At 61.7% G+C, this 19,548-nt stretch carries 19 protein-coding genes; 10 read left to right on the top strand and 9 right to left on the bottom strand.

Features of this window, described 5'->3' with window-relative positions; all coding sequences use genetic code 11:
• The first annotated feature begins 79 nt into the window (after nucleotides 1–79).
• Together BLT42_RS04100 and BLT42_RS04090 are read left to right on the top strand one after the other, a co-directional pair.
• The gene (locus tag BLT42_RS04100) at nucleotides 80–1,174 is read left to right on the top strand and encodes a CaiB/BaiF CoA transferase family protein (protein WP_091767562.1); all 1,095 of its coding nucleotides are present in this window, start codon (nucleotides 80–82) and stop codon (nucleotides 1,172–1,174) included.
• A gap of 293 nt (nucleotides 1,175–1,467) precedes the next feature.
• Entirely contained in the window at nucleotides 1,468–1,719 is a 252-nt protein-coding gene (locus BLT42_RS04090) for a hypothetical protein (RefSeq protein WP_091767261.1), read from the top strand.
• A 4-nt stretch (nucleotides 1,720–1,723) separates the two neighbouring features.
• Here BLT42_RS04090 and BLT42_RS04085 read toward each other — a convergent pair whose 3' ends face one another.
• Nucleotides 1,724–2,716, bottom strand: a complete 993-nt coding sequence (locus BLT42_RS04085; protein WP_091767259.1) for a helix-turn-helix transcriptional regulator — start codon at nucleotides 2,714–2,716, stop codon at nucleotides 1,724–1,726.
• Between the two features lie 87 nt (nucleotides 2,717–2,803).
• Between BLT42_RS04085 and BLT42_RS04080 the strand changes: the two genes are divergently transcribed.
• The 7 genes from BLT42_RS04080 to BLT42_RS04050 all read left to right on the top strand — a co-directional run bounded on the left by BLT42_RS04080 (nucleotide 2,804) and on the right by BLT42_RS04050 (nucleotide 11,382).
• Nucleotides 2,804–3,706, top strand: coding sequence for a YihY/virulence factor BrkB family protein (locus BLT42_RS04080; protein ID WP_091767257.1), 903 nt, complete (start codon nucleotides 2,804–2,806; stop codon nucleotides 3,704–3,706).
• Between the two features lie 60 nt (nucleotides 3,707–3,766).
• Nucleotides 3,767–4,471: a CoA transferase subunit A gene (locus BLT42_RS04075; RefSeq protein WP_091767255.1), complete on the top strand. Its 705-nt coding sequence runs from the start codon at nucleotides 3,767–3,769 to the stop codon at nucleotides 4,469–4,471.
• Complete coding sequence (locus BLT42_RS04070) at nucleotides 4,468–5,031, top strand: hypothetical protein (RefSeq protein WP_091767253.1); 564 nt, start codon at nucleotides 4,468–4,470, stop codon at nucleotides 5,029–5,031. The genes BLT42_RS04075 and BLT42_RS04070 overlap by 4 nt, the downstream gene beginning before the upstream one ends.
• Nucleotides 5,032–5,104: 73 nt before the next feature.
• Nucleotides 5,105–5,764, top strand: a complete 660-nt coding sequence (locus BLT42_RS04065; RefSeq protein ID WP_091767559.1) for a CoA transferase subunit B — start codon at nucleotides 5,105–5,107, stop codon at nucleotides 5,762–5,764.
• Nucleotides 5,765–5,882: 118 nt separating this feature from the next.
• Entirely contained in the window at nucleotides 5,883–8,966 is a 3,084-nt protein-coding gene (locus tag BLT42_RS04060) for an efflux RND transporter permease subunit (protein ID WP_091767249.1), read from the top strand.
• A 25-nt stretch (nucleotides 8,967–8,991) separates the two neighbouring features.
• A complete protein-coding gene (locus tag BLT42_RS04055; protein ID WP_091767246.1) occupies nucleotides 8,992–10,059 on the top strand; it encodes an efflux RND transporter periplasmic adaptor subunit in 1,068 nt (355 codons plus the stop codon).
• Between the two features lie 102 nt (nucleotides 10,060–10,161).
• Nucleotides 10,162–11,382 carry a retropepsin-like aspartic protease gene (locus tag BLT42_RS04050; protein ID WP_176780247.1) on the top strand — a complete coding sequence of 407 codons (1,221 nt, stop codon included), beginning with the start codon at nucleotides 10,162–10,164 and terminating at the stop codon, nucleotides 11,380–11,382.
• Here BLT42_RS04050 and BLT42_RS04045 read toward each other — a convergent pair.
• The 8 genes from BLT42_RS04045 to BLT42_RS04010 all read right to left on the bottom strand — a co-directional run bounded on the left by BLT42_RS04045 (nucleotide 11,363) and on the right by BLT42_RS04010 (nucleotide 18,306).
• The gene (locus BLT42_RS04045) at nucleotides 11,363–12,748 is read right to left on the bottom strand and encodes an L-serine ammonia-lyase (protein ID WP_091767239.1); all 1,386 of its coding nucleotides are present in this window, start codon (nucleotides 12,746–12,748) and stop codon (nucleotides 11,363–11,365) included. The genes BLT42_RS04050 and BLT42_RS04045 overlap by 20 nt on opposite strands.
• A gap of 36 nt (nucleotides 12,749–12,784) precedes the next feature.
• Nucleotides 12,785–13,045, bottom strand: coding sequence for an Lrp/AsnC ligand binding domain-containing protein (locus tag BLT42_RS04040; RefSeq protein WP_091767236.1), 261 nt, complete (start codon nucleotides 13,043–13,045; stop codon nucleotides 12,785–12,787).
• A 49-nt stretch (nucleotides 13,046–13,094) separates the two neighbouring features.
• Nucleotides 13,095–14,693, bottom strand: a complete 1,599-nt coding sequence (locus BLT42_RS04035; RefSeq protein ID WP_091767556.1) for a benzoate-CoA ligase family protein — start codon at nucleotides 14,691–14,693, stop codon at nucleotides 13,095–13,097.
• A 45-nt stretch (nucleotides 14,694–14,738) separates the two neighbouring features.
• Nucleotides 14,739–15,131 (bottom strand): RidA family protein, encoded by a 393-nt coding sequence (locus BLT42_RS04030; protein ID WP_091767232.1) that lies wholly within the window; start codon nucleotides 15,129–15,131, stop codon nucleotides 14,739–14,741.
• Nucleotides 15,131–15,544, bottom strand: coding sequence for an acyl-CoA thioesterase (locus tag BLT42_RS04025; RefSeq protein WP_091767229.1), 414 nt, complete (start codon nucleotides 15,542–15,544; stop codon nucleotides 15,131–15,133). The genes BLT42_RS04030 and BLT42_RS04025 overlap by 1 nt, the downstream gene beginning before the upstream one ends.
• Nucleotides 15,544–16,716, bottom strand: a complete 1,173-nt coding sequence (locus BLT42_RS04020) for an acyl-CoA dehydrogenase family protein (RefSeq protein WP_091767226.1) — start codon at nucleotides 16,714–16,716, stop codon at nucleotides 15,544–15,546. The genes BLT42_RS04025 and BLT42_RS04020 overlap by 1 nt, the downstream gene beginning before the upstream one ends.
• Nucleotides 16,717–17,526, bottom strand: coding sequence for an enoyl-CoA hydratase family protein (locus tag BLT42_RS04015; protein WP_091767222.1), 810 nt, complete (start codon nucleotides 17,524–17,526; stop codon nucleotides 16,717–16,719). It abuts the gene before it with no gap.
• Nucleotides 17,527–17,652: 126 nt separating this feature from the next.
• A complete protein-coding gene (locus BLT42_RS04010) occupies nucleotides 17,653–18,306 on the bottom strand; it encodes a TetR/AcrR family transcriptional regulator (protein WP_176780246.1) in 654 nt (217 codons plus the stop codon).
• Nucleotides 18,307–18,409: 103 nt separating this feature from the next.
• On the opposite strand from BLT42_RS04010, the gene BLT42_RS04005 reads away from it, so the two are divergent.
• On the top strand, nucleotides 18,410–19,513 hold the full coding sequence (locus BLT42_RS04005) for a DUF2855 family protein (RefSeq protein WP_091767216.1): 1,104 nt from the start codon (nucleotides 18,410–18,412) through the stop codon (nucleotides 19,511–19,513).
• Nucleotides 19,514–19,548 lie beyond the last annotated feature (35 nt).

Genomic DNA, 19,548 nt, shown 5'->3' with positions numbered 1-19,548 from the left:
TGACACCGATGATTTGGTGTTTCTTGAGTTTGTCACAAGTGCCACGCTTTCGAAACTGCCGATTCGCAAGGAAGTTCCCATGAAAGCGCAAGGACCTCTAAAAGGGGTTAAAGTACTGGAATTTGTTGGCCTGGGCCCGGCGCCCTTCTGCGCCATGATGCTCGCCGATATGGGCGCCGATGTCGTACGCATCGACCGGCCCGGCGCTCATGGTGGCGGCGCCAGCGAAGTGTTGGCGCGCGGGCGCCGGTCGATCTCGCTGAATATGAAGGATGAGGGCGATCTGGCGATCTGTCGTGACCTGATCAGCAAGGCGGAAATCCTGATCGAGGGTTTCCGGCCCGGCGTGATGGAACGTCTTGGCCTCGGGCCGGATGCCGCCTTCGGGCTCAATCCGGCGCTGGTCTATGGCCGCATGACTGGTTGGGGCCAGACCGGGCCACTCGCCCAGGCGGCGGGGCACGATATCAATTATATCTCCCTGACCGGCGCGCTCGGCGCGATCGGCACGACGCAGACGCCCGTGCCGCCCCTCAATCTTGTGGGCGATTTCGGCGGCGGCGCCATGTATCTCGCGTTCGGCGTCCTGGCCGGGCTGCTGCACGCCCGCGCTACGGGCGAGGGTCAGGTGGTCGATGCCGCAATCGTCGATGGGGCGACGTCGCTGATGGCGTCACAGCACCAGCTCGCGGCGATGGGGTTGTGGAATACAAGGCGCGGTGAAAACCTGCTCGATGGCGGCGCGCACTTTTACGGCGTCTATGCCTGCGCCGATGGCGGCCATGTTTCGATCGGCCCGCTGGAGCCACAATTTTACGCACAATTGATGGACAAGCTCGGGATCGACCCGGCCTCAATGCCGCCCAGCTGGACCAGCGAGGACTGGGCGGCAGCGAAGGCGCGGCTGGCGGCGATATTCCTTGGCAAGACACGCGATGAATGGTGCGCCCTGCTCGAGGGCAGCGATGTCTGTTTTGCGCCGGTCCTGAATTACGAAGAGTCGCCGGACCATCCTCACATGGCGCAGCGCGGCGTCTATGTTGAAATCGACGGTGTGCGCCAGGCCGCCCCGGCACCGCGCTTCTCGCGCACGCCGGGTGCAGTGCAGGGCGCGGCATCCAAACCCGGTGCCGATCGTGACGCCATTCTCGCTGACTGGAATGCAAGTGGCTGAAACCTGGCACTGTTTCACCCGTCATGAAGATGACTGAATGCGTTCATGCCGGGTTCAGGGCCTGAAGGGCATTCTCATCCTCGAGATCAGCGGACACCCTTGTCCCTCGCAAGTCCGCTTCTCTTCGTAGTGATACGAATACCCCGAGACGCCGGTCGCCCCCAACGACCGGCGTCTTATTTTTTTGGACGATATCGAAGACGTTGAAGACTGCCCGGCGGGGTGGGTGACTGTTTTTGTCGTCCGCGCGATCCATGATGATGTCCAACGAGCCAATCGGATGGAGAACAATCATGGCAATCGCGATCAATGCATATGTCGAAGGCGCCGGCGGCGCACTGCGCTCAATGGCCCCGCACCGTTTTCGTGACGGTTATTTCCGCATGCAACAGCCCGGCGATGATATCAGCTGCCTGCATGTCGAGGATTTGCGCTCGGTTTGCCGCTATCTGCACAAGGGCTATCGACTGGCAATGTCGGCATCTGACGGACACTCCATGCCGTCCTGGCTGCCATCGGAATCAGTGCGGATCGCCGTGCGCTGAGAGGTTATGGAAATCCCGGGAAGTCCCCGCGCCTATGGCCGGCGACCATGTCGGCGAGGGCAGGCGGCGCGATCACCTCGACCTGATCGCCCCAGGCATAGAGGTGCCAGCACATTTCCAGATAACCACAGGCGGAGAATCGCACGATCAGTGAGCCATCCGCCTGTTCCTCGCTGGTCTGGTCGGGGTGAAAGCGGAAGCGGGCCGCGTGCGGCGCCGCGCGGGCGGTGAATTTCCAGACCACCTCGCCAAACTCCGCCTGGTTCTGGAACACACCAAAGGCCTGCCGGGTATAGGTCTCCAGGTCAAAGCCCTCATCGCGGGCGAACCAGTCCTCGGTGACGCTGGCGTGTTCGATATCCTCGACCCGGAAATGGCGTAAATGCCCGTCAGGCTTGGACGGGTCGCGGGCGACGAGATAGCGGCGCGCACCGAGCAGAAGACCATAAGGCTCGACCCGTCGCTTCATGGCGGCACTGTCCTGCCGGCCGCGATAGAGAATTTCCAGCGCGAACGGGCCTTTGAGTGCTTCGGCGATGGCGGCATCGACGGCCGGATCGCTGGCCGGGCGAGGGCCGGGACGCGCCGCATGCCCCATGGCCTCAAGCAGGGCTTCTTCGTCGGCCTCGAGCCGGGCATGGCGTTTGTCAGGGGTCAGGATTTTGATGGTTTCACGCAAGGAACGCAGCCGTCCCGCTTCCGTCGGCAAGCCCTGGTGCTCGAGTGTGGCGCACGCCAGTTCCAGCGTCGCGATCTCGTCCGGTGTCGGGGCAAAGAATTCGGCAACCCGGCGCCGCGGCACCCGCCAGCGCTTGCGGCCGTCTGAATCGATATAGTCCTCGGTATCGGGAAAGGTCTGGGCGAGGGCATCGGTCATGCGTTGGGCGGTCCGCCGTACCACGCCGAACTCGGCCTCGATATCGCTCAGCGTGATGCCGACATGCCCGCTGGCCAGGCGCGCCAGGCGCAATAGATCGACGGCTTTGCCGAATGACATGATCTCTCCTCACAGCAAGGGTGCGCAAACCGCCATCTTGGCGTATTAGGCATCGCGACCCTTTGAACCGGACCCATTCCTGCCATCATGCTGCAATCAATCAAGCGCTTGTTGAAGATCAAACTCGATCTCCCGCCCTGGCTGGAGATCATTATTGCCGCGATCAGCCGTTCCATGGCCCGCGATGTCATGCTGTTCGCCGGCGGTGTTTCCTTCTTTGGAATGCTGGCGCTCTTCCCGACCATCGCGCTGGGCATCTCGATTTATGGCCTGGCTTTCTCGACCGCTGACGCCGAAGCCCAGATCGCGCGTTTTGCCGAGATCATGCCGGAAGGCGCGCAGGTTTTTGTCATGGGCCAGATCGGGCGGATCACCGAAGCGCCAATCTCGGCGCTGTCCTTCAATGGTGCCGTCGCCCTTCTGATCGCCCTGTTTGCGGCCGCGCGGGGCGCCAAGGCTTTGATTGCCGGTCTCAATCACCTCGCGGAAGATCGCGATATCCGCAATGTCATCCATTTCAACTTCCTCGCCATCACCTCGCTGCTGATCGGGGGAGCTCTGATCACCGCGGCGAATCTGGCGGTGCTGGTGATCCCGGTCTTCATGCGGCAATTATTCGAGGCACTGGGCCTGGAACCGCTCGATATCCGCTCGGTGATCAATGAGTGGTCGGCGACCGGACTGACCATGTTCGCGGCGCTGACGCTGCTCTATCACATGACGATGCGCCGCAGTGAGTATGCGATTGCCTGGGGGCCGTCACTGATTGCCGCGGCGGTGTCATGCGGCTTGTGGCTGAGCCTGTCCAAAGGGTTTTCCATCTATGTCAGCCGGGTGCTCGATTTTGGTATCTACGGCTCGATGGGCGCGCTTGTGGTATTCCTGCTGTGGATTTACTGGTCTGCCTATGCCGTCTTCTTCGGCGGCGCCCTGGCGATCGAGATCGATGCGCGGCGTCAGACGATTCCCGAACCGGATGTAAGCGGCTAGTATTTTGCTGCGCCTGCGATATAAACATGAACCGAACATCAACTTTCGACTGAGGTCCCGATGAAAAAGGTATTTCCCGACGCCAAGGCTGCCCTGGACGGTTTGGTCTTTGACGGCATGACAGTGATGTCCGGGGGTTTCGGCCTCTGTGGTATTCCGGAAAATTCGATCGCCGCGCTGCTCGCCACCGGCGTCAAGGATCTGACGGTGATTTCGAATAATTGCGGCGTTGACGGTTTCGGCCTCGGCGTCTTGCTCGACGCCAAGCGGATCAAGAAAATGATCTCGTCCTATGTCGGCGAGAACAAGGAATTCGAACGGCAATACCTGGCCGCCGAGCTGGAGCTGGAATTCAATCCGCAGGGTACGCTGGCGGAGCGCATTCGCGCTGGCGGTGCCGGCATTCCCGGCTTCTACACCAAGACCGGTGTCGGAACCCTGATCGCCGAAGGCAAGGAAGCCCGCACTTTTGCCGGCGAGCGTTATATCCTTGAAACCGGGCTGACGGCCGATGTCTCGATCATCAAGGCCTGGAAGGCTGATCCGCAAGGCAATCTGATCTTCCGCAAGACCGCCCGCAATTTCAACCCGATGATGGCGACGGCCGGTAAAGTGACGATCGCCGAGGTCGAGGAAATCGTCGAGCTGGGCTCATTCGATCCCGATCACATCCATACGCCGGGCATTTTCGTGCAGCGCGTCTTTGTCGGTTCGTTTGAGAAACGTATCGAGCAGCGGACCGTCCGTCAGCGTGAGAGCGCGTGAGCATGATCGCTGCGCTCCTGTTCGCGCTGGTCCAGCCAGCCGCCGCCACGGTTTGCGAAATTTCCGCAGATCAACGCGCCGGCTATCTCGCGATGAGCTATGAGGATTTCGACCAGACGCCGGGCGAGGGCTGGCGCCCGCTGGGTGAGATGGAGGCCTGCCACTCAGCTGCAGGCGCTCTCGTCGCGGACTATCTGCTCTACTCGCATGTCTCGCTGGAGGCCTATAATGTGCGGGTATTGCGCTTCCATGCCGGCCAGCTCTTCGCTTTCGCCGGCGAAACCGGGCGAGCTCTGGAATTCTTCCGCGCCTCCTATAGCGCGCCCTACCACGACGGAGATCGCCTCGACTGGAACAGCTATGTCGATGCGACCATCGCGTTCCTGGAAGATGACCGCGATGCCCTCGATTCCGCCTACGCCCGCCTGCTGCTGCAGACGCCATTAGAGAATGGTGCGATCCCCAATCTCAATGTCGGGGACGGTTTTCTGGCCTGTTATGGCGAGGGATATGCCAGGGCCTATTCTGCCGAATGCATGAGCGACGGGCGGCCGCAATGAGACTGCGCTGCCTGTGGAACCGCACGAACACAATGATACCGGCCGCCCCGCGGCACAGAACTGGAGACTGAAGATGGCCTGGACACGCGATGAAATGGCACGCCGCGCCGCACAAGAGCTGGAAGACGGTTTCTACGTCAATCTGGGGATCGGCATCCCGACCCTGGTTGCCAATTACATTCCCGAAAATATCGACGTCACCCTGCAGTCGGAAAACGGCATGCTGGGCATGGGGCCTTTCCCCTATGATGACGAGGTTGATGCCGATCTGATCAATGCCGGCAAGCAGACCATTACCGAGCTACGCCGGACGAGCTATTTTTCGTCCGCCGACAGTTTCGCGATGATCCGCGGTGGCCATATTGATCTGTCCATCCTGGGTGCGATGGAAGTGTCGGAAAATGGCGATATCGCCAACTGGATGATCCCGGGCAAGCTCGTGAAGGGCATGGGCGGCGCGATGGATCTGGTCGCCGGCGTCAAGCGCGTCGTCGTGATCATGGACCACGCCAACAAGGCCGGCGAATCCAAACTCCTCAAGGCGTGTTCGCTGCCACTGACCGGTCAGGCCTGTGTCGACCGCATCATCACGACACTGGGCGTGTTTGACGTGACACCGGACGGTCTGGTGCTGATCGAACTGGCACCGGGCGCATCGCTGGAGCTTGTTGCCGGCCAGACCGAGGCGAAATACTCGGTCAGCGACCATGTTCTCAAGCACGAAGCAGCCTGACGCTGCTGATTATTGAGGCGGCTCACTGTACTGTGAGCCGCCTTAGCAATATTTAATCATTGTTACATCGTTCTAGCACGTTCGCGACGGGTATGAGGTAAGTGCGAGGGAGACGCACATGCCACTTACACGACTGTCACTGAACAATCCTGCTGCCGTTTTTGTCGGCATTGCCCTGATTGTGGTTCTCGGCCTGGTCGCCTTTACGCGCCTGCCGATCCAGCTATTTCCGGACACCCAGCAGCCGCAGGTCAATATCGCGACCTTCTGGCGCTCGGCCTCACCGCAGGAAATGGAATCAGAGATCATCGAGCCGCAGGAGCAGGCGCTGGCCGGCCTGGCCGGCATGGAGGAGATGCGCGTCTTCGTCGGGGAGGGCTCCGCCTTCGTCAATCTCACCTTCGCGCTTGAAACTGACATGACGCAAACGGCGATCGAGATCTCGAATCGTCTCTCGCAATTACCGCCTCTGCCCCGCGATGCGGTCGGGCCGAATATTGGCGGCTTTGGCGGCGATGCCCAGCAAAGCCTGATCTGGTTCTTCGTTCAGGCGCTGCCAGGCAATCCGCGCGCTATCAATGATTACTCCAGTCTGATCGAAGACCAGGTCGTGCCGCGGCTGGAAGCGATCCCCGGCGTGGCCAGCGTCCAGATTGGATGGGGGCAGCAGCCCGAAGAGCTTCAAATCACCGTCGATCCCTACCGCGCTGCCGCACTGGGCGTGACGCTGCCGGAAATATCCGCGGCGATCGTCAACAACCAGGATGTCTCCGGCGGCAATGCGGAAATCGGCCGGCGCTCCTATCAGATGCGCTTCGAGGGCGAGTTCGAACCGGCCGAGATGGACGAGCTGGTGGTCGTCTGGCGTGATGGAAACCCGGTCCGGCTCGGCGACCTCGCCACGGTCGAGATCAATTACGGTGAGCGGACGAATTTCACCTACCAGAACGGCAATCCCGCAATGGGGATCGAAGTGCGCCGCCAGCCTGGCGCCAATGTACTGGCGGCCCTCGATGCCGTGAAAGCCGAAGTCGCGCAAATCAATGAGAACATCCTGGCTGAACAACAGCTCGTCATGGCACCGTCCTTCGACGCTTCGGTGTTCATCATGCGGGCGATCGATCTGCTGCGGACCAATTTACTGCTCGGTGTCGGGCTGGCGATTTTCGGGCTCTGGCTGTTCCTGCGGCGTTCGCGGGCCACGCTGATCATCTCGCTGGCGATCCCGGTTTCGTTGCTCTCGACCCTGATCGTGCTTTTCCTGTTCAATCGTTCCCTGAACGTGATTTCTCTGGCGGGCCTCGCCTTTGCCACCGGCATGGTGATGGATGCGGCGATTATTGTGCTGGAAAACATCATCCGGCGCCGTGAAATGGGGGAGGATGCCGATACCGCTTCGGAGAAGGGTGCCACCCAGGTCTGGGGTGCCCTGCTGGCCTCCACCGTCACTACGGTTGCGATCTTTCTGCCGATCATCTTCATCCGTGATGTCGAGGGGCAGTTATTCGCCGATCTTGCCATCACCATCGCCGTCGGGGTCGCGATTTCCATGATTGTTGCGGTCACGATCCTGCCCGTGGCCGCCAAATACTGGATCCGGGATCGCCCGGCAGCGACCCGTCAGCCAATCCTCAACCGCATCGCCGATGCCATCCTGTCGCTGAGCGATAATCCGCGTATTCGCCTTGGCGTGATCGCGGGCCTGATCGCGATTCCGATCGCCACGACCTGGACGATCCGGCCGCAGATGGACTATTTGCCGCCCGTCAAGCGCGATGCGGTCGATGCCTTTTTCATTTTTCCGCCAGGCTCCAATATGGACTGGATCGAGACTGAGGTCGCTGCGACGATCATTGAGCGATTGGCTCCGTACATGTCTGGCGAACGCGAGCCGGCGCTGCGCAATTATTATTTCGGGACCTTCCCCGGTGGTGGCGGTGCGACGGCGGGGATTCGGGTGCTTGACCAGAGTCGGGTCGGCGAGCTTGAGCGGATCGTCCGCGAGGAGATCATCACCGGGATCCCCGATGTGATGGGCTTTGCCCAGCAGGGCGATCTGTTTGGTGGATTCGCTCAGGGCGGCAATATCCAGGTCAATGTCCAGAGCGCCGATTCCGAGGCACGGGGGAGAGCCGTCAATGCCGGGCTCGCGATTTTGCGCGAGCGTTTCCCTGGCGTGAACATCAATGCCAATCCACCGCCTCAGGATAATCAGCCTCGCCTGACCATGATCCCCGATGACCGCCGCATCCAGGAGGCCGGATGGGCCCGGCGCAATGTGGCGGGCATGATCGCGATGCTCGGTGATGGCCAGTTCATCGGCGAGTATTTCGATGGCGACAGCCGGATGAATGTCATCCTGCGCTCGAATGGCTGGGAGACTCCCGATCAGCTCGCCGGCCTTCCGATTGCGACGCCGTCCGGAGCGGTTGTGCCACTGGGTGACCTCATCGAGATCCGTGAAGATGTCGGGCCGGGTGGCATTCAACGCCTCAACCGGCGACGCACCGTGACAATCAATATCAACCAGCCCGAGGGGCAATCGCTCGAGGAAATCCTCACTGTCGTCCAGAATGAGGTCGAACCGGCCATCCGTGCCGCACTGCCGCCCGATGGCTCGGTGACCTATGGCGGCAGCGCTGACAGCCTGGAACGCGCCAAGATGACGATGGCGACGAATATGGGAATGGCCTTGATCATTCTCTTTTTGATCCTGGCTGGCATGTTCCGCTCGCTGCGCGACGCAGCGTTGGTGCTGGTCTCGCTGCCATTGGCCGGGGTTGGCGGTGTGGTGATGCTGCAGATACTCAATATCTGGGTGACACAGCCGCTCGATCTGCTGACCATGATGGGCTTCGTTATTCTGCTGGGGCTGGTGATCAATAATGCCATTCTTCTGGTCGACCAGACGCGCCAGGGTGAGCGTGACGGGATGTTACGCCGCGATGCGGTCGAACAGGCCCTGCGTATGCGCTTGCGGCCCATTTTCATGAGCACGATGACCAGTCTTCTGGGCATGCTCCCGCTGCTGCTTGTGCCGGGTGTTGGCAGCGCCATCTATCGCGGCCTGGCTGCGGCGATTGTCGGCGGAATGAGCGTCAGTCTGATTTTTACCCTCGTCCTGATCCCCTGCCTGTTGCGCCTCGGTGAGAGCCGCCAGGACGCACGGCTCCCCTCCGCTCCGCTGGCCCCGGCCGAATAGACCGACGTCACAAGGATCCGACCCCATGACATCATCCGCGCAAATCTTCGCTGCCTTCGCTGGACTGGGCCTCCTGACCCTGGTCCCGGCCGTGGCCGTCGCCCAGGACGGGCCGCCGCCAGCCATTATTCGCAGCGCCACCATCGTCGAACGCGATATGGCCCGCACCATCACCACGCCAGCCAGCGTTGTGGCCCGCAATGATGCGCGCATCGCGGCTGAAGCGTCGGGACGCATCACTTTCATCGCCGAGGCTGGCGACAGGATCGAGGCCGGCGGCCTGATCGCTCAGATGGATGATCGCCAGGCCCGGATCGCACTCGACGAATCACGGGCGCGGCTGGCCCGGGCGACGGCGAATGGTGATTACCAGAGCGCCGAGGCCGCCCGGTTCGAGAGCCTGGCGAGGAATGGAACCGTGCCGCCGACCCGATTGCGCGAGGTCGAGCTGGCGCGTGATCTGGCTCTGCAGGATGTGCGCGAGGCGCGCTCGGCCGTGTCGCGGGCCGAACTGGAGCTGGAGCGCACCCGCATTCTCGCACCCTTTGCCGGTCGTGTGGTTGAACGTCTCATCCAGGCGGGCGAGCTGTCGGCACCGGGCCGCGATATCGCGCGCATTGTCGATATCGATCACAAGGAAGCGGTCGCCCAGGCCCCGGTCGCAATTGCGCCCTATCTCAGCCTTGGTCAGGAAGTCGTCCTGTCGATGGGTGAGGGCGGCAGCACGACAGCGCCCATCCGGGCCATTATTCCGGTGGGCGATGCCGTGTCGCGGACATTCGAGGTGCGGATCGATTTGGCGGGTTCCGACTGGATTGTCGGCTCCGCGGCCCGTGCGGCCTTCCCTGCCGAGACGCCGCGCACGCAATTGGCAGCGCCCTATGATGCCGTGATCCTGCGCTCCAATGGCGCCTTCATCTTCACCGTCGATGCCGACAATATCGCACATCAAATCGCCGTCACAGCGGGCGTGCGCGATAATGGCTTTATTGCGATCGCTGGCGATGTTGCGGCAGGGCAGCGAGTGGTAGTCTCCGGAGCGGAAACCTTAAGCGACGGCCGTATGGTGCAGGAATTGGGCGAGGATGCCTGACCCGGCTGGCAGGCACGGCCGGTCATGATAGCTTGGGGTGCGAGACTGTCCGGGCCCATCTCCCGGTCCAGCCGGACCAGCAATCACGCGCGGAAATCTGCCATGCGAAACTTCGTTCACTTCGTCCCGCTCGCCCTGTTATTGGCGGGTTTGTCTCCCGCCCAGACGCAGGAGACCGACCTGGCCCGCCTGCTCTCCGCACCGCTCCGCATTGAACGGAGCGAATCGGTCACAACGGTCAATCTGGAGACCCGGGGCGGGAAGCTCTTCATCCATGCGGTCGCCAATGGTGAGGCTGGCGAATTCATACTCGACAGCGGCTCGCCGACCATTCTTTCACGCGATTTTGCCGATGCGCTGGGCCTGGAAACTGTCGCACAAAACACCGGTCGCGATGCCAATGGGACTGAAGTGACGATGGATTTTGCGATCCTCCGGACGCTGCAGCTCGGCACGACAGTGTTTCATGACATCCCCGTTCTGATCCATGATTTCAGCACTCTCGATATGGGGGCCTGCCTGGTCGGTCCCGGCATTCTCGGTTCGGAACTCTTTCCCGGGAGTGTGTGGCGCTTCGATACCCGGGCCGCAGAACTATCCATCGCCACCAGTCTGAATGAGCTCCCGGAGCTTGCGCCTGTCGCATCGACGCGCCTGTATGATTTTGGCTACCCGCACGCGCCCATCATCGATTATTCCGTCGGTGACGTGTCGGACAAGGCCCTGTTTGACACGGGCAGCAGCGCTGAAGTGGCGCTATTCAGCCAGGTGGCCCAGGCGCCGTCGGTTCGGCAGGCTGTCCGCGCCGGCAGCCGGGTTACCGGCACCGGTTATGAAGGCGAATCCGCTGGCGGGCGAGGGGAAGTTACGACATTGACGCGTTTCACGCTGTCGGATTTCCGGCTTGATGGCGGCCATCTGGCCCCCGTACGCGCGACGGTGCGAGCTGTCCCGCCGACCCTCGTCGGGGCGGGTATTCTCGCTTCCCATGCCGTGACCCTGGATTATCCGGGCGGGCAGTTTATCGTTCAGGCCCGCAATGGTGCGGCGCCGGCGCATCCCGAACCCGGCTATTCACTGGCGCTCGTCGGCAATGATTTTCGCGTCGTGCAATTATTCGAGGAATCAACGGCCGCACATGCCGGATTGCGGCTCGGTGACCAGGTGACCGAGCTTTCCGGCCGGTCGCTTGTCGTGAGCGCGGACAATCCGAAATGCACCGTGGCAAACTGGCTGTTTGCGAATTTTGATCCCGCCGAAGCCACCGAGCTCGTAATCCTGCGCGATGGCGTTTCCAGCCGTCTCAGCATTCCACAACATTGACGGCGAGACCGCCCTGGCTGGTCTCCTTGTATTTTTCCTGCATGTCGACGCCGGTCTGACGCATGGTCTCGATCACCTGGTCGAGTGAGACCTTCATGTCGGCCGAGGTCGCGCGTAGCGCCAAGCGCGCCGCATCGATCGCCTTGATGGCACCGATCGCATTGCGCTCGATACAGGGGATCTGCACCAGCCCGCCAACCGGGTCGCAGGTCAGACCAAGATTATGCTCCATGCCAATCTCGGCGGCGTCCTCGATCTGGTTGTTATTGGCCCCCATCGCCGCTGCCAATGCCCCGGCAGCCATCGAACAGGCGACGCCAACCTCGCCCTGGCAACCGGCTTCAGCGCCGGAGATGGAGGCATTTTTCTTGTAGAGCGCGCCGATCGCCGCCGCCGTCAGGAAGAAGCGCTGCAAGGCTTCATCATCGGACGGATTCCGGTGGTAACGGTCGAAGTAACGGGCAACGGCCGGGATGATGCCCGCCGCGCCATTGGTTGGTGCGGTAACAACACGCCCGCCCGCGGCATTTTCCTCATTCACCGCCATGGCCCAGAGATTGATCCAGTCCATCGCAACGAGCGGGTCATCGGCCGGGTCGGTCTGTTCCTTCAACAGGTCTCTGTAAAGCTTGGGCGCCCGGCGTTTGACTTTCAGCCCGCCCGGCAGAATTCCGTCCTCGCGCAGGCCACGATCAATGCAGGCCTCCATGGTGCGCCAGATCGTCTCGATGCCGTCATGAACTTCCGCCTCGGTGCGAAAGGCGCACTCATTGGCCAGCATGATGCGGAAAATGGACAGGTTCTCGCGCTCACCAATGTCCAGGAGTTCGGCGCCGGAATTGAACGGGTAGGGCTCGCCCTCCTTGACGTCGGCAGCGGAATTGCGTCCGGCCTCGTGCTCGTCAATGACGAAACCGCCCCCGATCGAGTACCAGATCTCCTCGAGCAGGACGCTCTCATCGCTGGCCAGGGCGCGAAATTTCATGGCGTTGGAGTGGAAAGGCAGGCGAATATCGCCGCGAAACTGCAGATCGCGCCGTTCCGAGAAATCGATCGTGCGGCCGCCGGCCAGGGTGAGGCGGTGTTCGGAACGGATCCGCTCCAGCCTCTGCGGGATTTCCGCCGGATCAACGCGGGACGGATCGCACCCCTCCAGCCCCAGCAGAACCGCCTTGTCCGTGCCGTGGCCCAGCCCGGTCAGGGCGAGCGAGCCATAAAGCTCGGCCTCAAGCCGGGCGATCGCGTCCTCGCCATGGGTACCGATCACGCGCTCGACGAATTGCCGGGCGGCCAGCATCGGCCCGACCGTGTGCGAACTGGACGGGCCGACCCCGATCTTGAACAGGTCGAAGACACCAAAATGCATGAGAAATCCGCCGGATGGGCGCAAGCAGGCCTGGCGTCAGCCGAGTCCGCGATCGCGCGTGAATGCGTTGAAGCAGATAATGGTCTGCGTGTCCTTGATGCCCGGAATGGTCTGGACTTTTTCGTTCACGAAACGACCGATATCGCCATCATCCTCGATCCCGAAATGGGCCAGCAGATCAAAAGCACCGGAGATGGAGTGCACCATGGGGGCTTCGTCCAGCTTGTCCACTAGCGAGGCAGCAACATCATAAGTGTGGCCCAGCTCGCAATTGATGAAGACGTAGAATTGACGCATCGCGGACTTCCTTTTCGACCCTCGGATTCGGATCGACCCTAATACCAAGCTAGCGAAGTTTGAAACGTTGAATCTTCCCGGTCTGGGTCTTGGGCAGGGCGGTGAGAAATTCGATGGCGCGCGGATATTTGTAGGGCGCGATGCTCGACTTGACGTGATCCTGGAGCCGGGCGACCAGATCATCGTGCGCGTCATAACCATCGGCCAGTACGATGAAGGCCTTGACGATGGTGCCGCGCTCCTCGTCCGCCGCGCCCACAACCGCGCATTCCAGCACCGCATCATGCAGCAAGAGGGCCTGCTCCACTTCGGGGCCGGCGATATTATAACCCGACGAAACGATCAGATCATCGGCGCGTGAGACATACCAGAAATAGCCATCTTCATCGCGGCGATAGAGATCGCCGGTGATGTTCCAGCCCTTCTGCACATAGGTTTTCTGGCGTTTGTCGTCGAGATAGAGACAGCCCGTCGGCCCCTTGACGGCCAGCCGACCAATCTCGCCATCCGCCACCGGATCGCCCGCTTCATTCACCACCCGGGCCTGATAGCCGGGCACAGCCTTGCCGGTCGCGCCAGGCCGGATATCGCTCCCGGCGGCTGAAATGAAGATATGGATCATCTCCGTGGCCCCAATCCCGTCGATCAGCCGGATCCCGCTGAGCTCGTGAAAGGCGTTCGAGGTTGCGGCCGGCAAATGCTCGCCCGCCGACACCCCCTTGCGCAGGCTGGACAGGTCGAAGCGGTCCCACAAACCCATCAGGGCTCGGTAGCCGGTTGGTGCCGTGAACAGCGTCGTGACGGCAAAGCGCTCGATAGTCTCGCACAGCGCCTCGAAACCGGGCCGGTCGGGCAGGGCGGTCGCGAGGCCGGCGCGAGCCGGAAACACGACACAGGCCCCCAGACCGAAGGTGAAGGCGAAAGGCGGCGTGCCGAGATAGATCTCGTCGGGATCGGGGTTCAATACGGCCGCGCCGAAGGTGTCGGCCATGGCCAGAACGCTGGAATGGAAATGGGCGCAGGCCTTGGGATCACCGGTCGTCCCGGAGGTGAAGGCAAGCAGCGCAATGTCGTCGCGGGCTGTGTCGGCGGCGCGGAATGTGCCGGGTTTTGCAGCCATAACACGGGCCAGCTGCCCGTCCGGCCCCCAGGCGAGAATGGATGTCAGTCCCGACTCGAGAGCGGCGGCTTCCCGCACGGGCTGCGTCAGCGCCGCATCACACAACGCATGGCTCACCTTGCCCTTGGCAATCACCTTGGCGATCTCGCCCGCGCGCAGCATCGGCATCGTCATCACGGCAACACCGCCAGCGAGGATAGTGCCATACCAGCTGGCAATCAGTTCGATCGAATTGGTGCCGTGCAGCAGGACGCGATTGCCCGGCACCAGGCCCATGTCTTCCACCAGAACATGCGCGACCTGGCTCGCTTCGCGGCGCAGGTCCGCCCAGGTGATATTGCGCGCTGCCGAATAGATGGCGACCTTGTCACCCAGACCGTTTTCAATATTACGATCAAGCAGTTCAGCGCCGCAGTTCAAGCGGTCCGGATAGGCCAGCCCGGCACTGTCGAAGCAGAATTCCGGCCAGTCGCACGCGGCGGGCAAGTGCTCGCGCGTAAAGCCATCAATATGCCCACTGGTCTGCATCGTCATGACGTCCTCCCCGACGTGTCCGACTTTGGGAGCCTGGCGCTAGAGCGGAACCACCGCGGTGGTTTCGATCTCGATCTTCGCCCCCGGCTCGATCAGGCCCGCGACGATGACGAAGGCCATGGTCGGGTAATTGCGCCCGATCAATGCCTTCCAGATGCCGCCAATCCTGGATTCGGCCGCGATATACTCCTCACGGCTGGTGATATAGCCGGTCATGCGAACGATATGCTCAGGGCCGGCGTCGGCTTCGGCCAGCACGGCGAGCGTATTCTCCAGGACTTTTTCAAACTGGGCCGCGAAATCATCAGAGACGATGACACCATGCTCATCCCAGCCGATCTGTCCGGCCACATAGATCTGACGCCCGGTGACAGCGATGCCATTGGAATAGCCCTTCGGGCGCGGCCAACCGTCTGGAAGCAGGATTTGCATTACTTGACCTCTTCAAACGTGAGCATGCGCGCGCGCATGATTTCTGGAATGCGAACCGGGACGTGTTTGTCCATATCGATATAGACCAGAACCAGCTTGGCGATCATCCGGACTTCATCTTCATGCCAGGCCTTGATCGTCAGCTTGAAGGAGCTGCGCCCGACTTCGGTGACGACCAGCTTGAAGGCGAGTTCATCATCGAGCCGGCTGGGCGCCTTGAAATCGACCTCGATATTGGCCAGAGGGACAGCGTGATTGCCCTTCACGATCATGGCGTTGAAGCCATGTTCAAGCCCGGTCTCGAACCAGTCCTCGACACAGGCATTGATCATCTCGAAATAGCGCGGGTAGAAGACGATTCCCGCCGCATCGACATCGGCAAAGCGCACGCGGCGGTCAACGCGAAAGACCATTATTTCCACTCCGAAAGATGCTGGCGGGCAATGACGAGTTTCTGCACTTCCGACGCGCCTTCATAGATCCGCAAGGCGCGGATTTCGCGGTAGAGCGCTTCGGGCACCGACCCTTTGGTCACGCCCAACCCGCCGAATAACTGAACAGCGGTATCAATGGCCTTCTGGGCGGCTTCGGTGGCGTAAAGCTTGGCCATCGCCGCTTCGCGGGTGATGCGCGGCGCGCCTGTATCCTTGGTCCAGGCGGCCCGGTAGATCAATAGCGCGCTGGCATCGATATCGAGCGCCATTTCCGCCAATTGTGTCTGCACGCCCTGCTGATCGGCCAGCGTCGCCCCGAAGAGCTTGCGCGTCGTGGCGCGGCCTGTGGCCTCGTCCAGCGCCCGCCGGGCGAAGCCAAGCGATGCCGCCCCGACCGTGGAACGGAACACGTCCAGCGTTGCCATGGCGATCTTGAAGCCTGACCCCGATGCGCCGATCAGGCTGCCGGCCGGCAGATGGCAATCCTCGAAGACGAGGCGCGCAAGGGGGTGGGGTGCGATGGTATCGATGCGTTCGGCGATTTTCAGGCCCGGGGTTTTGGCGTCGAGGATGAAAGCGCTGAGGCCCCGCGCGCCCCCGGCCTCGCCCGTACGGGCGAACACGACGTAGAAATCAGCGATCCCGCCATTGGAAATAAAGGTCTTTTCGCCATTGAGCCGCCAGCCATTGCCGTCCGGCGTGGCTGTGGTCGCGATCGCCGCGACATCGGATCCGGCCTCTGGTTCGGTCAGCGCGAAGGCAGCGCAGAGTTCACCACTGGCAACGCCGGGCAGCCAGGCCTGTTTCTGGACATCATTGCCAAACAGCGAGATTGCGCCGGAACCTAGGCCCTGCATCGCAAACACGAAATCGGCCAGGCCGCAGCGATAGGCGAGATGTTCGCGCATCAGGCAGAGCGAGCGCACATCGAGCGTCTCGGTAACCCCGCCCTGGGCTGCCGGTACGCAATAGCGCGTCAGGCCGGCTTGCCCGAGTTGATGCCGGATAGCACCACAATCGGCATCCACATCTTCATGCTCGGCGAATCCGTGATCGCCGAATTGAGTCTTGGCCCAGGTATTGACCCGCTTCGCCAAATCACGGTGGCTATCCTCGAGGAAGGGCCAGTTGAGATAGCTCGCATCAGCCATTCAATTGCCCTCGAACACGGGTTTCTGCTTGGCGACAAATGCGGTGTAGGCGCGCTCGAAATCCTTGGTCTGCATGCAGATCGCCTGCGCCTGGGCCTCGGCCTCGATCGCCGTATGCAGGCTCATATCCCATTCGGTATTGAGCTGGTTCTTGGTCATCGCATTGCCGAAATTGGGACCGGCAGCGATACGGGTGGCCCAGTCCAGGGCAGCGGCCATCAGGGCATCGGCGGCGATGATGCGATTATAGAAACCCCACCGCTCGCCTTCCTCGGCCGACATTGACCGCCCAAGATAGAGGAGTTCCGAGGCGCGGCCCTGACCGATAATGCGCGGCAGCATGGCGCAGGCGCCCATATCACAGCCGGCCAGGCCGACACGGTTGAACAGGAAGGCACATTTGGCTTCCGGCGTCGCGATACGCAGGTCCGAGGCCATCGCCATGATCGCGCCGGCGCCGACACAGACACCGTCAATGGCGGCGATGATCGGCTGCGGGCAATCGCGCATCGCCTTGACGAGGTCACCGGTCATGCGCGTGAAATCGAGCAGTTCCGGCATCTCCATCCCGACCAGCGGGCCGATGATTTCATGGACATCGCCGCCGGAACAGAAATTGCCGCCGGCACCGGTGATGATGATCGCCTTGACTGATTTGACGTAGACGAGGGCGCGGAACATCTCGCGCAGCTCGGCATAGCTTTCAAATGTCAGCGGATTTTTGCGTTCGGGCCGATTGAAGGTGACCGTGCCAATCCCGTCGGCGAAAGACCAGAGGTAATGCGTCGGCGTATAATTCGTCGGGTCCATCGAGACTAATCCCTGTTTTGCCGGCCGGCGCCTGGCGCGACCATCCCGGTTACACCCGTGATTCCGGTGCGATGACCCCAAGACCTACGACGCCGCGCGCGCAGCGTCCACTCTCGCCGGCCCGGCTCAGGATGAGGTGGCGGCCAGCGTGCGCTGGCACAGATTGGTCAGATGCCCGACCCAGTTTTGAGGCTGGTTGCGGTCAGGGCTGATCAGCATTTGATAGCGCCGTGCACCCCAGATCGCGAGCAGGAGGCTGGTGACCAGATCGCGCTCCGGCTGTGGGCTTAAATCCTCAAGGGTGGCAATGGCTTCGCACCATTTATTCGTCAGGGCGGCGAAGGCACGGCTGTGCCGCTCCTGATCCGCGATCTCATTTTCCCGTTGCAGCATGGCGACGTCAAAATAGGGCGAATCGGACCGGGTCCCGCAGGTGATTTCGACCAGCGCGCTCACGCGTTCCGGCCAGGGCTGTGCCGCCGGTGCGATGACGTCCCGGTCGATCTGGGCCAGCATGGCCTCCATGGCGTGGCGGACATAGCCGGAATGTAGCGCGGCCTTGTTGGGGAAATAGCCATAAAGCGTGCCGATGGCGAAGCCGGCTTCGGCGGCGACGCTGCGGGTGGTTGCCGCATCGGGGCCATCGCGGCGCCATATCCGAACATAGGCGTCATATATGGCCTGAACGGTGAATTTCGCGCGGTCCTGGACTGGCCGTTTATGCGGGGCAGGCAAGGGGTTCGGAGCTGATCGCGCGAGATCGGCGGAATCCGAACCCATGGGTGGTCTGGATCTGCTAGACATAAGTCACCGACTTCCTGTGTATTCTTCCGCCACAGCCCAATTCAATCCAGTCAGGCCAACCCAGACAAGCAAGGTCATCATGAACGCTCCGATCACCATTTCCCGCCTGTTCACCGATAAATCCGATCTTGGTCGCACCGAGATGCGAGAGCATCAGCAAGGCGCGTTGGAAAAAGGTGAGATATTGCTCGAAATCAAGAGCTTCTCCCTGACGACGAACAATATCACCTATGCCGCATTTGGCGATGCGATGCAGTACTGGAATTTCTTTCCGACCGGCGAAGCGGGCTTCGGGCACATGCCGGTCTGGGGCTTTGCCGATGTCATCGCGTCCACTACCCGCGGGATCACCGTAGGTGAACGCTTCTACGGCTATTACCCTATTGCCAGCCACGTATTGATGCGACCCGGCCGGATTTCGCCGCGCGGCTTCTATGATGTGCTCGATCACCGGCTCGACCTGGTCTCGGCCTACAACCAGTACAGCCGCTGTAGCGAGGACGCCGTCTACCGCTCCGATCGTGAGGATCTGCAGGCCCTGTTCCGGCCGCTTTTCGTCACCGCTTTCATGCTGGCCGATTATCTCGAGGATAATGACTGGTTCGGGGCGCAGCAATTATTGCTCTCCAGCGCGTCGAGCAAGACGGCCTATGGCACCGCCTTCTGTCTGCTCAGCGAGGACCGGGTGAAACTGGCGGCGCTGACCTCGCCGCGCAATGCGGACTTCGTAGCCGGGCTGGGCTGTTATGAAACGGTGACGCTCTACGATGATATCGAAACCCTGGATGCCTCAATTCCGACCGTCTATGTCGATTTTGCCGGTGATGCCGCCTTGCGGGCCCGGATCCATCATCATTTCGGGCCGTCGCTGATGCATGATTGTGTTGTCGGGGCCGCCCATAATGCGCCGCACAGCAAGCCGGTCGACATGCCCGGGCCGGCTCCGAAATTCTTCTTCGCCCCGGAGCAGATCGCCAAGCGCAACAAGGATTGGGGGCCGGACGCGTTCAATGCGCGCTTCAATGATGCGCAGGAAGCTTTCTTCGCCCAGCTCGACAGCGCCGATCCCGTCTGGATGACGGTCAAGACCGGCCAGGGCTTCGAGGCGGCGCAGGCAGTGATCAAGACGCTGGTCGAAAGCGGCGGCGATCCGGCCATGGGCCATATGATCGAACTGGGCTGAGCGATCAGGCCACAACATGGCCGGACCCGGGCGGA

Source organism: Maricaulis salignorans, assembly GCF_900103475.1.
GTDB classification, from domain to species: domain Bacteria; phylum Pseudomonadota; class Alphaproteobacteria; order Caulobacterales; family Maricaulaceae; genus Maricaulis; species Maricaulis salignorans.
Note: the sequence above shows the minus strand (reverse complement) of the source record. Positions and strands in the feature narration are given on the sequence as shown.